The sequence below is a fragment of the Halomonas getboli genome, from assembly GCF_023094245.1.
Classification (GTDB): domain Bacteria; phylum Pseudomonadota; class Gammaproteobacteria; order Pseudomonadales; family Halomonadaceae; genus Halomonas; species Halomonas getboli.
This window is the reverse complement of sequence record NZ_JALMEW010000003.1, coordinates 1-14,193: the sequence shown is the minus strand read 5'-3', so window position 1 is coordinate 14,193 and position 14,193 is coordinate 1. Positions and strand designations below refer to the sequence as shown.

Below are 14,193 nucleotides of genomic sequence, written 5' to 3'. Positions count from 1 at the left end.
CTTGCTCAATTGAAGAGACCCTTGAGGGCGTCGCGAAGTTCCCCACGCGAATCCTCATCGATGCGTTCGTCGAGTTTCTTCACCGCATCGCCGAGGCTCTCGCGCAGCTTGTCGTTGGCCCGCTGGGAGACTTCCCCGCGCAGCAGATCGCCCAGGGTGGAGCGGAAGGCATCGCGGTCGAAGCGGCACCACTCGGCGCTGTCGCCGCCCAGCTGGCCTTCGCAGCGCACCGGGAAGGGCACGTCGACCAGCCGCGGATTGACCTCGCAGGCGGCGTCCACGTCCTCGCCGGTGAAGCGGGCATTGGCGCGCAGATCGAAGCGCTCGCTGGTCAGGTCGAAGCTGCCGTTGCCGCCCAGGCCAACGCCGGGGATGGCGACACTGAGGTCATCGCTCTCGGCCACGCCGTCGCGGATACGGAAGCTGGCCTCGGCGCGCTGCAGGCGGGTATCGGGCGCCCATTCGCGGCTGGTGCTGTTGCCTTCCAGGCGCGCGGCGGTCGTGCACAGCTGCTGCGAGACGTTGACGCCGGGCAGGCGGCCCTCGGCCAGCTGGGTATCGAGCTGACCGTTCAGGGCCCGCTTGAGCTCGGGCACGCTGTTACCGCGGGTCGTCAGCTCGCCCTCGGCGTTCAGCCGCCCCTCGATCGGTGCGGGTTCCTCGCCCAGCGAGGCCAGCAGCGAGCCCAGGCGCAGATTCTCGATCCGCGGCGACAGCTGCCAGCGCAGCGGCGTCTCGCGGGCGTCGAGCTCGCCATTGGCCAACAGCCGCCCCTCATGCAGGCCGGACTCGAAGTTCACCAGCCGCTGGCGGCCGTCGTCGCCGACCAGGGTCAGGCTGACGTCGCTGAAGGTCTGGCCCATCAGGATCAGCTCGCCGAGGCTCAGCTTGGCGTCGAGCGAGAGCGCGGCCAGCCAGTCGGCGGGCAGCAGCGGCTCCTGGCCGTTCTGGGCGATGGCGCGGCCGACGCCGGGCAGGCTGGGGCCACCGGCAGTCTCGGCGGAAGGCTCGGTCGACGGCAGGTAGTCGTCCATCACCAGGCGATCGCCCTGCAGGTCGGCCTCCAGGCGGGCGCCGTCGAAGCGTCCCCCCAGGCGACCGTTGAAGGTGCTGCCGTCCAGGCTCAGGTTCAGGCCGTCCAGGGTGACATGCTCCAGGTCGCCCTCGATCGGACTGGTCAGCGCCACCTGGCTCAGGGCCTCGTCGGAGGCCATGTCCGGCATCACATCGAAGCGCTCGAGCCAGGGCCGCAGCGACAGCTCGGCGAGACGCAGCTGGCCGTTGTAGGCCGGGCTGTCTTCCAGACCGGTGAGCGTCAGGCTGCCGTCGAGATCGAGGCCGTCGGGCCCGGTCAGCGCCAGGTCGCTGAACCGCGCACTGCTGTCGGCCAGGTCGGCGTCGAGGCCAAAGGCCAGCGACAGTGGCAGGCGCTCGTCACCCAGCCGGGAGTCCATCAGCCCGACGTCGAGCTGGCCGCCGTTCACCTTCAGCCGGTTGGCGGACAGATCGAGCACCAGCTGGTCGGCGTCGAGCTCCGCCTCCTGGGCCTCTTTTTCGCCGTCGAGCCGGGTACTGGACGACAGCGACAGCCCCTCGAGCACGTGCCGTCCCTCGGCCAGCCCCAGACTGACCTGGGTCTCGAGGCTCAGCTGGCTGGCCAGCCTCGGCGTCTCGGCGCCCAGCGCGTCGTTCAGGGCGACGTCGAGGCTGGCGCTGAGCGGAAACGGCTTGTCGGGATTGACGTTGCTGCCGGTGATGTCGACGCCCGACAGCATCAGCTCGCGCCCGGCCTGGAGGTCGCGGTAGTCGATGTGGCCGTTGCGCAGCTGCACGCTGGCGATGTTCAGCGCCACGTCCAGACCGCTGGCGCCGGGGTTGGGCCCGGCACTGGCCGGAGCCAGCACCGATTCCGCCTGTTCGCTGCGGCTGCGCAGCCGCTCGATCAGGGTCTGCCAGTTGCCGCGTCCCTCGGCGTCACGCTCGAGGTTGAGGTCGAGGCCGTCGAGGGTCAGGCCGTCGATGGCGATCTCGCCCCGCAGCAGCGGTGCCATGGCCAGGCTGACCTCGGCGTGGTCGAAGGCGGCGAAGGGCTCGGCCTCGGCGGCCTGGCCGGGCAGGCGCGCCTCGGCGCTGGCCACGCCGACGCCGAGGCGCGGATAGAAGGACCAGCTCAGCGGGCCGTCCAGCTCCAGCTCCAGGCCGCTGTGCTCGCGCACGACGTCGATCAGGCGCGGCTTGAGGTCCTCGGGGTCGAAGAAGGTGGTGATGAACACCACGGCGCCGACCAATACCAGGCCGAGGACGCCAACGGCAGCCAGCAGGGTACGCAGGATTCGCTTCATTGCCCGGCTCCTTTGGGCGAGAGATCCATTTCAAAGTAGTCACCGGCCTGGGTCAGCCGGTAGCCCATGCGAGTCAGCAGCACCTGGTCGGCCATGGGCAGCTGGGAGGCCAGCACGCGCAGCCGACGGCCGGCGACGTGAGCGGCCTCGCCGGTGAGGGCCAGCAGCCGCGAGCCGACGCCGCGGCGGCGGGTGGTCTGGCGCACGCATAGATGCGACAGCCACCAGGCCTCATCGTCCGGCGACACGGCCAGCGCCCCCAGCAGGCGGTCGTTGAAGCGGGCACAGAAGAAATAGCGCTCGGCGGTCAGGTGATCGCCGACGAACTGCTCGGGCGAGGCCGGCAGGCGCTCGGCGGGGGCATCTTGATAGATGCGGATCAGATCGCTGCGCACCTGGGCATCCGCTTCCCAGATCGCTTGATCGACGCGCTGTAGCGTGACCGGCATGCAGGTATCTCCCTGAAAGAGGCAGGCCAGGCCTGCCGCATGGTGGGGGCATTGTAGCGAATGGGGGTAGCGTTTCACTATAATGGCAGCCTTGCAACGGCGGGGCCGCCCCGTCTTTCCGCCCCGACGGCGGCCCCATTCCGACACGCGCCCCGGCGCTGGAGACCCGACATGTCCGAGCGTATCGCCACCGTCACCCGCGACACCAAGGAAACTCAGATCACGGTCACCGTGAACCTCGACGGCAAGGGCCAGCTGGTCTGCGAGACCGGCGTGCCCTTCCTCGACCACATGCTCGACCAGGTGGCCCGCCACGGCATGATCGATCTGGAGATCAAGGCGGTGGGCGACCTGCATATCGACGACCACCACACCGTCGAGGATCTCGGCATCACCCTGGGGCAGGCCTTCGACCAGGCGATCGGCGACAAGCGCGGCATCTACCGCTACGGCCACGCCTACGTGCCGCTCGACGAGGCGCTGTCGCGGGTCGTGGTAGACTTCTCCGGCCGCCCGGGCCTGTTCATGGACGTCGAGTTCACCCGCGCCAGCATCGGCCGCCTGGATACCCAGCTGTTCTGGGAGTTCTTCCAGGGCTTCGTGAACCACGCCAAGGTCACCCTGCACATCGACAACCTGAAGGGCTTCAATGCCCACCATCAGGCGGAAACCATCTTCAAGGCCTTCGGCCGAGCGCTGCGCATGGCGGCCGCCGAGGATCCCCGCATGGCCGGCCAGATGCCGTCCACCAAGGGCAGCCTGTGATCCCGCCGACCGACACGAGGAGCGTCCCATGACCATTGCCGTCATCGACTACGGAATGGGCAACCTGCATTCCGTCGCCAAGGCACTGGAGCACGTCACCCACGAACACGTGGTGGTGACCCGAGACGCCCGCCGCATCCAGGGCGCCACGCGCCTGGTGCTGCCCGGCCAGGGCGCCATCCGCGACTGCATGGGCGAACTCGAGCGCACCGAGCTGCGCGGTCTGGTCGAGGAGCTGCTGGCCCAGCAGTCCAAGCCGCTGCTCGGCATCTGCGTCGGCCAGCAGATGCTCCACGAGCGCAGCGAGGAGAACGGCGGCGTCGACTGCCTGGGCTTCATGCACGGCCAGGTGCGGCGCTTCCCCGCCGACATGCGCGACGACATGGACCATCGCCTGAAGGTGCCACACATGGGCTGGAACCTGGTGCGCCAGCGCCACGACCACCCGCTGTGGAAGGGCATCGACGACCAGGAGCACTTCTACTTCGTGCACAGCTACTACGTGGAGGCTGGCGAGGACGCCCAGGTGTTCGGCACCACCGACTACGGCCGCGTCACCGCCCACGTGGCTACCGGCCGCGATGCCACCTTCGCCGTGCAGTTCCACCCGGAGAAGAGCTCCCGGGCCGGTCTGCGGCTGTTGGAAAACTTCGTGCAGTGGACGCCCTGAGCGGCGACCACGCCTACGACAATTTCAAGGGCGCCCGCTGCCGCGCCCCTTACAATTTACAGGGCGCCCGCTGCCGCGCCTGACAATCAAAGGGCGCCCGCTGAGTGCCCGTAGAGGACTGGACATGCTGGTAATCCCCGCCATCGATCTCAAGGACGGCAAGTGCGTTCGCCTCAAGCAGGGCCGGATGGACGATGCCACCACCTACGGCGACGACCCCGTGGCCATGGCCGCACGCTGGGTCGAGGCCGGCGCCCGCCGCCTGCACCTGGTCGACCTCAACGGCGCCTTCGAGGGCGAGCCGGTCAACGGCGAGGCGGTCACCGCCATCGCCCGGGCCTACCCGCACCTGCCGATCCAGATCGGCGGCGGCATCCGCTCGGCCGAGACCATCGAGCACTACCTCGAGGCCGGCGTGTCCCAGGTCATCATCGGCACCAAGGCAGTCAAGGAACCGGCCTTCGTGACCGAGATGTGCAAGGCCTTCGCCGGCCACGTGATCGTCGGCCTCGACGCCCGCGACGGCTTCGTGGCCACCGACGGCTGGGCCGAGGTCTCGACCCTGAAGGCCACCGAGCTGGCCAAGCGCTTCGCCGACGACGGCGTGTCCTCGATCGTCTACACCGACATCGCCCGCGACGGCATGATGGGCGGCGTCAACGTCGAGGCCACCGCCGAGCTGGCCCGCGAGGGCGGCCTGCCGGTGATCGCCTCCGGCGGGGTGACCAACCTCGACGACCTGCGAGCGCTGATCGCGGCCGGCGAGCCGGGCATCCTCGGCGCCATCACCGGCCGCGCCATCTACGAAGGCAGCCTGGACGTGGCCGAGGCCCAGGCGCTGTGCGACGAACTCACCGGCCAACGTGACGGGAGCTGACACCATGGGACTCGCCAAGCGCATCATCCCCTGCCTGGACGTCGATGCCGGCCGGGTGGTCAAGGGCGTGAACTTCATCGGCATCCGTGACGCCGGCGACCCGGTGGAGATCGCCCAGCGCTACAACCAGCAGGGCGCCGACGAGATCACCTTCCTCGACATCACCGCCAGTCACGAGGATCGCGGCACCACGGTGGAGATGGTCGAGCGCATCGCCGGCGAGGTCTTCATCCCGCTGACCGTGGGCGGCGGCATCCGCACCTGCGATGACATCCGCACCATGCTCAACGCCGGTGCCGACAAGGTGTCGATCAACACCGCCGCGGTGCACAACCCCGAGTTCGTGCACGAGGCCGCCGAGCGCTTCGGCAGCCAGTGCATCGTGGTGGCGATCGACGCCAAGAAGGTCTCCGAGGACGGCGAGGCGCCACGCTGGGAAATCTTCACCCACGGCGGCCGCCGCCCCACCGGCCTCGATGCCGTGGAGTGGGCGAAGAAGATGGTCGAACTGGGCGCCGGCGAGCTGCTGCTGACCAGCATGGACCGCGACGGCACCAAGTCTGGCTTCGATATCGGCGTGACCCACGCCATCTCGGAAGCGGTGAGCGTGCCGGTGATCGCCTCCGGCGGCGTGGGCAACCTCGACCACCTGGTCGAGGGCGTGAAGGATGGCGGCGCCGATGCGGTACTGGCGGCCAGCATCTTCCACTTCGGCGAGTACACCATCCCAGAGGCCAAGCGGTACATGGCCGAGCGTGGCATAGAAATGAGGCTGTAACGCCTCACCTACCGCCCGCCTCACACGAAGGGCCCGCCATTTGGCGGGCCCTTCGCCGTTGTGGCCGGCGCGCGGGCGACTATTCCTCGCCGCCGAGCCCCAGGTTACTGACGCCCTCGTTGCGGCCCAGCCGGCGCAGCGCCTTGAGGCCGTCGCGGCCCAGTTCGCCTTCCACCGCCTCGAGCACCGCATCCTGGAAGCCGTTCTCGTCTTCCATCAGCGGATGCTCGCGCACGATGGCGGCGAGGCGTTCGCCGTCCTCCTCGCCCTCGGTCAGCTCGATAAAGGCCCTGACGCCCCCACGTGATGTGCGACTCACCTCCAGCACCGCCTCCGGCGAGTCGCCGCGCAGGGTGTCGAGCAGCGACGAGATCGCCACCACCGCCTCCAGCGCGCGACGAGCGCCGAAGCTGTCGTCCTCGGCCGGCGGCTCCAGCTCGGCCAGCTTCTCGGCCTGGCGATCGAAGTCGATGCGCGCGTCCTTGACCGCCAGCCGCTCCCAGACCAGATCAAGCACGACCCGCAGCGCCTTGGGATCGCCGTGGCCGGTGGCCTCGGCGTAGAAGGCGTAGTTCGGCAGCAGTCGCTCGCACAGCGCCGCCATGAAGGCCTGCTGACGGCGCGGTTCGAGCCGCTGCAGGCGCTGAAAGAAACCGCTCATGGATGCTCCTTGAGACCCTGTTGTTCGAGTCATTGATAGATGGGACGGCGCATCGGAGGCAGGCCAGAGGGGAGGTCCTACGCCAGGGATGGCGTCGGTAGCGCCCAGGGATGGGTTCACAGCGCCTCCCCGATGGTCCGACACTTCGGGGCCTGTCGCCGAATAAGCGGCGTGGTATCGAGGCTCAGGGCCACATGCGCTCCGGCGATACCTTTCCCCGCACATCGAACGCCACGCCCTCGTCGATCAGCCGCCGGCGCTGCTCGTCGGCGCCGGGATGGTCGGCCAGCTTGCGCGAGGCGGTGATCACCCGGAACCACGGCAGGCCGTGGCCGGACGGCAGCTCGCGCAGTGCCCGGGCTACCAGCCGGGGCGTGCCGCCCTCGGTCATGGCGGCGATGCGCCCGTAGGTGGTGACCCGCCCCGGGGGGATCTCGGCCATCACCGTGAGTATCTGTTCCTTGAGGGCCGCGTTCATGTAACCTGCCTGTCCTCTTCATGTTTTCCGATATCGGCGAGGTCGCCCGAATGCACGTCCACCTGCTCCAGCACAGCCCCCATCTGGGGCCCGCCCGTCTCGGCGACTGGCTCGACAGCATGGGGCACAGCCACACGGTCTTCCACCTCGACGAGGGCGAGCTGCCGCCGCGCGCCGGCGACGTCGAGGCGCTGATCGTGCTCGACGCTCCCGAGGGCGAGCCGGAGACCGACTGGGCCCGCGGCGAGCGCAAGCTGATCGAGCGCCTGCTCGACGGCCGGCGGCCGCTGCTCGGCATCGGCCACGGCGCCCGGCGCATCGCCGAGGCACTGGGCGCGCCGGTGTCCCGCGGCACCCTGGCCGAGACCGGCTGGCAGCCCGTCACCCTGGCGCCGACCAGCCCGTTCGACCTGCCGGAACGCTTCGAGGCCTTCACCTGGCACCGCGAGATCTTCGCCCTGCCGGACGACGCCCTGCCGCTGGGCGGCACTCCGGCGAGCCCGCTGCAGGGCTTCGCCTGGGACGCCGGCCGGGTGGTCGGAATGCTCTGCCACCTGGAGGCCACCGCGGAGAGCGTCACCGCCATGCTCGACCACCTGCCGCGCCCCGAGGGCGACGCCGACAGCCCCTACCGCCAGGACCGCGAGGCGATGCTCGACGATGCGCGGCGCTTCGACCGCATGGCGCCGCTGCTCGACCGGGTGCTGAGCCAGTGGGCGAAACACGCGACGGCAAGCTGAGGCTCGTCCCCGTGTTCAGGCCGAGACGGTCGCGCTCGGCCGGTGCTGGGCCTCGGCCTCGGCGACCCAGTCGCGGGCGAAGGCCAGGCAGCTGTCCCAGTCGCCCACGTGGAGGAAGCGCTGGTCGTCGTGCTTCTCCAGCTGGTAGCGGTACATGGGGTCGTAGTACTCGGTGAGCAGCGGCGCCAGCCAGGCCTCGTGGGCCTGACGATTGCCGCGCTCGTGCTCGCGGAAGGCCAGCTCCTGCAAGCGCTGCAGTCGCGCCAGCCGGGCGCCGCCGAGGCGTTTTTTGAGCCGGCCGAGCGCACCTGAAAGCTGCTTGCGCATCAGCGTCCAGCCCAGCCAGTCGCCGAACTGCTGACGATAGACCGCCCACAGGTCGTCGATGTAGTCCTTGTGGATCTGCGCCAGGCGCCAGTCCAGCGGCATCTCGACGCGAATCCGCGGGGCGGCCTCCATGCCGCGCCAGAAGGTCAGCGGCACGTTGGCCGAACCGATATGGCGCGACTCGTCTTCCAGCACCAGCGGCCCCGGCAGCGCCAGCAACCGCAGCCCCATGGCGTGTTCGAAGTCGATCTGCGACGGCGCCGGCAGCGGGTGGCGGCCGAAGGCCGAGCCCTTGTGGCGCGCGCAGCCCTCCAAGTCCAGGCCCTGGTCCAGGGCGGTGATCAGCGAGGTCTTGGCGCAGCCGGTCAGCCCGCCCACCACCAGCATCGGCCTTTCGGCGGCGGCATCGATGTGCGCGCACAGCGCTTGGCGCATGGCCTTCCAGCCGCCGCGGATGCGCGGCCGGGTGATGCCGGCCTCGACCAGCCACTGCTGGGCGACCTGGGAGCGCAGCCCACCGCGGAAGCAGTAGATGATCGCATCGGGATGGGCCTCCAGCTCGCGACGCCAGGCGTCGAGCCGGGCGGCCTTGATGCCGCCGCCGACCAGGCGCTCGCCCAGTTCGATGGCGGCCTGCTGGCCCTGCTCCTTGTAGGCGATGCCGACCAGATGGCGCTCCTCGTCGTCCATCAGCGGCAGATTGATCGCCCCGGGCAGCGCGCCCTGGGCGAACTCCACCGGGGCACGCACGTCGATCAGCGTTCGCCTCTCGCGCAGCAGCGCGAGGTCCGGCTCGACCAGCGGAAGACTCATCCCTTCACCTCGAGACGCGCCTCGCCGCGCGCGGCGATCACCTCGCCGAACGGCTCGAGCTCGAGGCCGTACTGCCGGCCCACGCGCTCGACGTCGTCCTCCCAGGACGGGTGCACCGACAGCAGCAGGCCCCCGGAGGTCTGCGGGTCGCACAGCCACTGCCAGTGGGCATCGTCCATGGCCGGCAGCGCCTTGCCGAGGGCGTCGCGGTTGCGCAGGGTGCCGCCGGGGACCGCGCCCTGGCGCCGGTAGGACTCGGCCTCGGCGAGGCGCGGCAGGCGGCGGAAGTCGATGCGCGCGGCCACGCCGCTGGCCTCGCAAACCTCGCTGAGGTGGCCGGCCAGGCCGAAACCGGTGACGTCGGTCATGGCATGCACGCCGGGAATCTTTGCCAGCTCGGCGCCGATGCGGTTGGTCTCGAGCATGGTGCGCCGCGCCAGGCCCTGATGGCCGGGCTGGATCAGGCCCTTCTTCTCGGCGGTGGTCAAAAGCCCCACGCCAAGCGGCTTGGTGAGGTACAGCAGGTCGCCCACCTGGGCGCCCTTGTTGAGCTTGAGGAGCTCGAGGTCGACCAGGCCGTTGACCGAGAGGCCGAAGATCGGCTCCGGGGCATCGATGGAGTGGCCGCCGGCCAGCGCCAGGCCCAGCTCGCGGCACACCGCCTGGGCGCCGCCGACCACGTCGCCGGCGATGTCGGCGCCGAGCTTGTCGAGCGGCCAGCCGAGGATGCCCAGCGCCATGATCGGCGTGCCGCCCATGGCGTAGACGTCGCTGATGGCGTTGGTGGCGGCGATGCGGCCGAAGTCGAAGGGGTCGTCGACGATCGGCATGAAGAAGTCGGTGGTGGCGATCATGCCGCGGCCGTCGCCCAGATCGTAGACGGCGGCGTCCTCGCGCCCCTGGTTGCCGACGATCAGCCGCGAGTGGCTGGCGCCCGGCCCGGCCTTGGCCAGGATCCCGTCGAGGACGTCGGGGGCGATCTTGCAGCCACAGCCGGCGCCGTGGCTGTACTGCGTCAGACGGATGGCACTCATCACGGTCTCCTTGGCGTCGTTTCCCGGCATTCTACAACACAGCGCCCCCGCTCCGTCGCTGGACGGCGATTTCACGCTTGCGGACTCGCCGCCTACAGCGCCTCCAGCGCATCGGCCAGCTTGTCCACGGCGACGACCTCCATGCCCTCGGGCGAATGCTTGGGCGCGTTGGCGCGCGGCACGATGGCGCGCCGGAAGCCGTGTTTGGCGGCCTCGACGATGCGCTCCTGGCCGCTCGGCACCGGGCGGATCTCGCCGGACAGGCCGACCTCGCCGAACACCACCAGCTCGCGCGGCAGCGGCCGGCTCTGCAGGCTCGATACCACCGCCAGCAGCACCGCCAGGTCGGCGCTGGTCTCGAGCACCTTGACCCCGCCGACCACGTTGAGGAACACGTCCTGATCGCCGGTGAACAGCCCGCCGTGGCGATGCAGCACCGCCAACAGCATCGACAGGCGGTTCTGATCGACGCCCACCGCCACCCGTCGCGGGTTGCCGAGCGCCGAGTCGTCGAGCAGCGCCTGCACCTCGATCAGGATCGGCCGGGTGCCCTCCCAGACCACCATCACCAGGCTGCCCGGCGCCTGCTCCTCGGTGCGCGACAGGAAGATGGCGCTGGGGTTCTTCACCTCCTTGAGGCCGTGCTCGAGCATGGCGAACACGCCGAGCTCGTTGACCGCACCGAAGCGATTCTTCTGCCCGCGCAGGGTGCGGAAGCGCGAGTCGGCCCCGCCCTCGAGCAGCAGCGAGGCGTCGATCATGTGCTCGAGCACCTTGGGGCCGGCCAGGGTGCCGTCCTTGGTGACGTGGCCGACCAGCAGCAGCACGGTGCTGGACTGCTTGGCGAAGCGCGTCAGCGCCGCGGCGGACTCGCGCACCTGGGCCACGCCGCCCGGCGCCGAGGAGATATCCTCGAGGTGGGTGGTCTGGATCGAGTCGATGATCAGGATCTCGGGGCGTTCGCGCTCGGCCACGCCGAGGATGGTCTCGATGCTGGTCTCGGCCAGCATCTGCAGGCCCTGGGTGGGAAGCTGCAGGCGATGGGCGCGCATCGCCACCTGGGACAGCGATTCCTCGCCGGTGACGTAGAGCACCTTGCGCTGCTGGGCCAGCTTGCAGGCGGTCTGCAGCAGCAGGGTCGACTTGCCGGCGCCGGGATGACCGCCCAGCAGCACCGCCGAGCCCGGCACCAGGCCTCCGCCCAGCACCCGGTCGAACTCCTCGAAGGTCGAGGACAGCCGCGGCACCTCGCTGAGATCGACGTTGGCAAGATCGATCACCTCGCGGGAGATCGCCCCGGCATAGCCGCCCCGCGCCGCAGAGCCTCCGCCGCCGCTGCCCGCACCGGGCCGGGCGGCCGACAGCCGGATCTCGCTCAGGGTGTTCCACTCGCGGCAGCTGGTGCACTGCCCCTGCCACTTGCTGTATTCGGCACCGCATTCGGTGCAGACGAAGGCGCTTTTCGCTTTGGCCATGGGAGGTCCGACGACGGTTGCGGTGAATGGCGAGCCCGAGAACCCAACGACGAGGGGCGACCCGTCGGCCGCCCCTCGCTGCTACGTGACCGACCGCCTCAGAGGCGCTTCAGACGCAGCATCTCGTTGTTCTGGAAGCGGCGACGCTGAGGGTCGATCAGCTCCAGGGTCTGCGGGTCGAGGCGCAGGAAGTAGTAGGTCTGACCCTCGCCCTGGGGCGTCAGCTCGTAGACGGTGGCATCGGGGTTGTCCGCGGTGCCGTCGAGCAGCTGCCAGCTACCCTCGTAGTTCTCGTCCGGCGGATTCTGCGGGTGGCCACGATAGGAGGCCTGCAGATCGAAGGTGCGATCCGCGGCCGGGCTCTGGGCATCGCCCATCATGGTCACGTTCAGATCGATCCCTTCGCAGTTACGGCAGGGCAGCGTGCCCTGGTAGGTGCTCTGGGTCGCTTCCATTCCGGGCTCGGTGCCCTGCCCGCCGGGACCGCCCGCACAGCCTGCCAGCAGGGCAAGCATCGCGGAACCGGCCAGCAACGTCCTGATTTGCATATTCGTCCTCCTAACCAATGGGCATGACGCCGCCTTACACGGCAGCCTGACTCACAGCATAACCTCTCGTGAGAACAGCGGACAGCCCGAACGCCATCGGGTTCCCTCCCCGCCCGCCACCCCGGCGGGAGGGCTGGCTTGCGCGGGCGCCGCGCCCGGGCGACCATGACCGGATTGCCCACGATCCGAGACATGAAGATGAGCAAGTTCTGGAGCCCCAAGGTCCGCGAGCTGACGCCCTACGTCCCCGGCGAGCAGCCGCGCGAACGCCTGATCAAGCTGAACACCAACGAGAACCCCTATCCGCCGGCGCCGGGCGTCGAGGCGGTGCTGCGGGAGTTTCCAGCCGACCATTTGCGCCGCTATCCCGATCCCGAGTCGCACGGCCTGCGCGAGGCGCTGGCCCGGGAGTTCGGCGTCGAGGTCGAGCAGGTGTTCGTCGGCAACGGCTCCGATGAGGTGCTGGCCCTGGCCTTCCAGGCCTTCTTCGCCAACGGCCGTCCGCTGGAGATGCCGGCCATCACCTACAGCTTCTATCCGGTGTACTGCCGGCTCTACGACGTGGAGCGCCGCACCCTGCCGCTGGACGCCGACTGGCGCGTCGACCTCGAGGCCTTCTCCCCCGATGCCGGGGGGGCCATCTTCGCCAATCCCAACGCGCCGACCGGCCACGGCCACGGCCGGGAGGCGATCGCCGCACTGCTCGCGCGCATCACCGAGTCGGTGGTGCTGGTCGACGAGGCCTACGTGGATTTCGGCGGCGAAAGCGCCATCCCGCTGATCGAGCGCTTCCCCAACCTGCTGGTCACAGGCACCTTCTCCAAGTCACGCAGCCTGGCCGGCCTGCGGCTCGGCTATGCGGTGGGCTCGCGGGAGCTGATCGAAGGCCTCGAGCGGGTCAAGGACTCCTTCAACTCCTACCCGATCGACAGCCTGGCCAGCGCCATCGGCGTCGCCGCGCTGGAAGACCGCGAGCACTTCGAGGCCTGCCGCGAGGCGGTGATCACCACCCGCGAGCGCACCCGCACGCGCCTCGAGAGCCTGGGCTTCCAGGTGCTGCCGTCGCAAAGCAATTTCCTGTTGGTGCATCACCCCGAGCAGGATGCCGCCCAGCTGTTCGTCGGCCTGCGCGAGCGCGGCGTGCTGGTGCGCCACTTCAACACCGAGGCGCTGAACGGCTGGCTGCGCATCTCCATCGGCACCGAAGACGAGATGGACAGCTTGGTCGAAGTACTGGAAGACCTCTGCCGCTGATCCGGGACTGAACGTCAGGGGCGTCGCTCGACGCCCCTCGCCCTCCCCCGCTGGACCGATACTCCCATACGAGGCCCATATGGCCGACTCACGACTGCCCCTGAGCCGCGTACACCACGTGGCGCTGATCACCGCCGACTATCCCCGTGCCAGGCGCTTTTACCTCGAGGTGATGGACGCCGAGATCCTCAACGAGGCCTATCGCGAGACGCGGGACAGCCACAAGCTCGACCTGCGCCTGCCGGGCGGCATTCAGCTCGAGCTGTTCTCCTTCCCCTCACCGCCGCCGCGGCCGAGCTACCCCGAGGCCTGCGGGCTGCGCCACCTGGCGCTCGCCACGCCCGATCTCGACGCCTGCGTCGCCCTGCTCGAGGCCCGCGGTGCGGCACCCGAGCCGATCCGCGTCGACGAATACACCGGTGCCCGCTTCACCTTTCTGGCCGATCCCGACGGCACGCCGATCGAGCTGTACGAAACCGCCGACTGACCGCCCTGTTCCAGCAACGCAAAACGCCCCGCCCTCTTATGAGGACGGGGCGTTTTTCAGCGAGGGGCGAGGGGCGAGGGGCGAGGGGCGAGGGGCGAGGTTCAGTATCCCTTCACGCGAGGCCTGGTCGTCGCCGGCGTTTCTCGCCCCAATGAGAAAAGCCCCGACCTCTGATGAGGCCGGGGCTTTTCCGGGATAAGTGCCTGACGATGACCTACTCTCACATGGGAACTCCCACACTACCATCGGCGCTGAGCGGTTTCACTGCTGAGTTCGGCAAGGGATCAGGTGGTTCCCGCACGCTATGGTCGTCAGGCGAAAAAGGCAATGCGAATCATGCTGACGAGATCGTCTCTCGCGTATCCGCTTGTCGTCCGTGTCATCCACAGACCACTTGGGTGTTATATGGTCAAGCCTCACGGGCCATTAGTATCGGTTAGCTCAACGCCTTGCAGCGCTTCCACACCCGACCTATCAACCAGCTCGTCTTGCTGG

15 protein-coding genes and 2 rRNA genes are annotated in these 14,193 nt (G+C 69.3%); 7 read left to right on the top strand and 10 right to left on the bottom strand.

Going from position 1 to position 14,193, the window contains the following annotated elements; all coding sequences use genetic code 11:
* Positions 1-5: 5 nt before the first annotated feature.
* Positions 6-2,342: an AsmA family protein gene (locus MYL53_RS07530; RefSeq protein WP_247853017.1), complete on the bottom strand. Its 2,337-nt coding sequence runs from the start codon at positions 2,340-2,342 to the stop codon at positions 6-8.
* A complete protein-coding gene (locus MYL53_RS07525; RefSeq protein ID WP_247853016.1) occupies positions 2,339-2,791 on the bottom strand; it encodes an acetyl-CoA sensor PanZ family protein in 453 nt (150 codons plus the stop codon). Before MYL53_RS07525 ends, MYL53_RS07530 begins: the two co-directional genes overlap by 4 nt.
* A 171-nt stretch (positions 2,792-2,962) precedes the next feature.
* On the opposite strand from MYL53_RS07525, the gene hisB reads away from it, so the two are divergent.
* From hisB to hisF, 4 genes are all read left to right on the top strand, one after another.
* Positions 2,963-3,556, top strand: a complete 594-nt coding sequence (gene hisB / locus MYL53_RS07520) for an imidazoleglycerol-phosphate dehydratase HisB (protein WP_035594728.1) — start codon at positions 2,963-2,965, stop codon at positions 3,554-3,556.
* 28 nt (positions 3,557-3,584) lie between these two features.
* On the top strand, positions 3,585-4,226 hold the full coding sequence (gene hisH / locus MYL53_RS07515) for an imidazole glycerol phosphate synthase subunit HisH (RefSeq protein WP_247853015.1): 642 nt from the start codon (positions 3,585-3,587) through the stop codon (positions 4,224-4,226).
* A gap of 124 nt (positions 4,227-4,350) precedes the next feature.
* Positions 4,351-5,103 (top strand): 1-(5-phosphoribosyl)-5-[(5-phosphoribosylamino)methylideneamino]imidazole-4-carboxamide isomerase, encoded by a 753-nt coding sequence (gene hisA, locus MYL53_RS07510; protein WP_247853014.1) that lies wholly within the window; start codon positions 4,351-4,353, stop codon positions 5,101-5,103.
* A 4-nt stretch (positions 5,104-5,107) separates the two neighbouring features.
* Positions 5,108-5,881 (top strand): imidazole glycerol phosphate synthase subunit HisF, encoded by a 774-nt coding sequence (hisF, locus tag MYL53_RS07505; RefSeq protein ID WP_247853013.1) that lies wholly within the window; start codon positions 5,108-5,110, stop codon positions 5,879-5,881.
* Positions 5,882-5,960: 79 nt separating this feature from the next.
* Here the strand turns inward: hisF and MYL53_RS07500 are convergent, their stop codons facing one another.
* Both MYL53_RS07500 and MYL53_RS07495 read right to left on the bottom strand, forming a co-directional pair.
* Entirely contained in the window at positions 5,961-6,542 is a 582-nt protein-coding gene (locus MYL53_RS07500) for a YjaG family protein (protein WP_247853012.1), read from the bottom strand.
* 184 nt (positions 6,543-6,726) lie between these two features.
* Positions 6,727-7,020, bottom strand: a complete 294-nt coding sequence (locus MYL53_RS07495) for an MGMT family protein (RefSeq protein WP_247853011.1) — start codon at positions 7,018-7,020, stop codon at positions 6,727-6,729.
* Between the two features lie 50 nt (positions 7,021-7,070).
* Between MYL53_RS07495 and MYL53_RS07490 the strand changes: the two genes are divergently transcribed.
* Positions 7,071-7,760 carry a type 1 glutamine amidotransferase gene (locus tag MYL53_RS07490; RefSeq protein ID WP_247853010.1) on the top strand — a complete coding sequence of 230 codons (690 nt, stop codon included), beginning with the start codon at positions 7,071-7,073 and terminating at the stop codon, positions 7,758-7,760.
* Positions 7,761-7,775: 15 nt separating this feature from the next.
* Here MYL53_RS07490 and mnmH read toward each other — a convergent pair whose 3' ends face one another.
* The 4 genes from mnmH to MYL53_RS07470 form a co-directional block, all read right to left on the bottom strand.
* On the bottom strand, positions 7,776-8,900 hold the full coding sequence (mnmH, locus tag MYL53_RS07485; protein ID WP_247853009.1) for a tRNA 2-selenouridine(34) synthase MnmH: 1,125 nt from the start codon (positions 8,898-8,900) through the stop codon (positions 7,776-7,778).
* Positions 8,897-9,934 (bottom strand): selenide, water dikinase SelD, encoded by a 1,038-nt coding sequence (gene selD / locus MYL53_RS07480; protein ID WP_247853008.1) that lies wholly within the window; start codon positions 9,932-9,934, stop codon positions 8,897-8,899. Before selD ends, mnmH begins: the two co-directional genes overlap by 4 nt.
* Before the next feature lie 92 nt (positions 9,935-10,026).
* The gene (gene radA / locus MYL53_RS07475; RefSeq protein WP_247853007.1) at positions 10,027-11,409 is read right to left on the bottom strand and encodes a DNA repair protein RadA; all 1,383 of its coding nucleotides are present in this window, start codon (positions 11,407-11,409) and stop codon (positions 10,027-10,029) included.
* Positions 11,410-11,507: 98 nt separating this feature from the next.
* Positions 11,508-11,957 carry a copper resistance protein NlpE N-terminal domain-containing protein gene (locus tag MYL53_RS07470; protein WP_247853006.1) on the bottom strand — a complete coding sequence of 150 codons (450 nt, stop codon included), beginning with the start codon at positions 11,955-11,957 and terminating at the stop codon, positions 11,508-11,510.
* A 198-nt stretch (positions 11,958-12,155) separates the two neighbouring features.
* On the opposite strand from MYL53_RS07470, the gene hisC reads away from it, so the two are divergent.
* Both hisC and gloA2 read left to right on the top strand, forming a co-directional pair.
* On the top strand, positions 12,156-13,211 hold the full coding sequence (gene hisC, locus MYL53_RS07465) for a histidinol-phosphate transaminase (RefSeq protein WP_247853005.1): 1,056 nt from the start codon (positions 12,156-12,158) through the stop codon (positions 13,209-13,211).
* A 79-nt stretch (positions 13,212-13,290) separates the two neighbouring features.
* On the top strand, positions 13,291-13,698 hold the full coding sequence (gene gloA2, locus MYL53_RS07460) for an SMU1112c/YaeR family gloxylase I-like metalloprotein (protein ID WP_247853004.1): 408 nt from the start codon (positions 13,291-13,293) through the stop codon (positions 13,696-13,698).
* A gap of 201 nt (positions 13,699-13,899) precedes the next feature.
* Here gloA2 and rrf read toward each other — a convergent pair.
* Both rrf and MYL53_RS07450 read right to left on the bottom strand, forming a co-directional pair.
* Positions 13,900-14,014: ribosomal RNA gene (gene rrf, locus MYL53_RS07455) — 5S ribosomal RNA — on the bottom strand.
* Between the two features lie 89 nt (positions 14,015-14,103).
* Positions 14,104-14,193 (bottom strand): 23S ribosomal RNA (locus MYL53_RS07450); the annotation flags it as partial.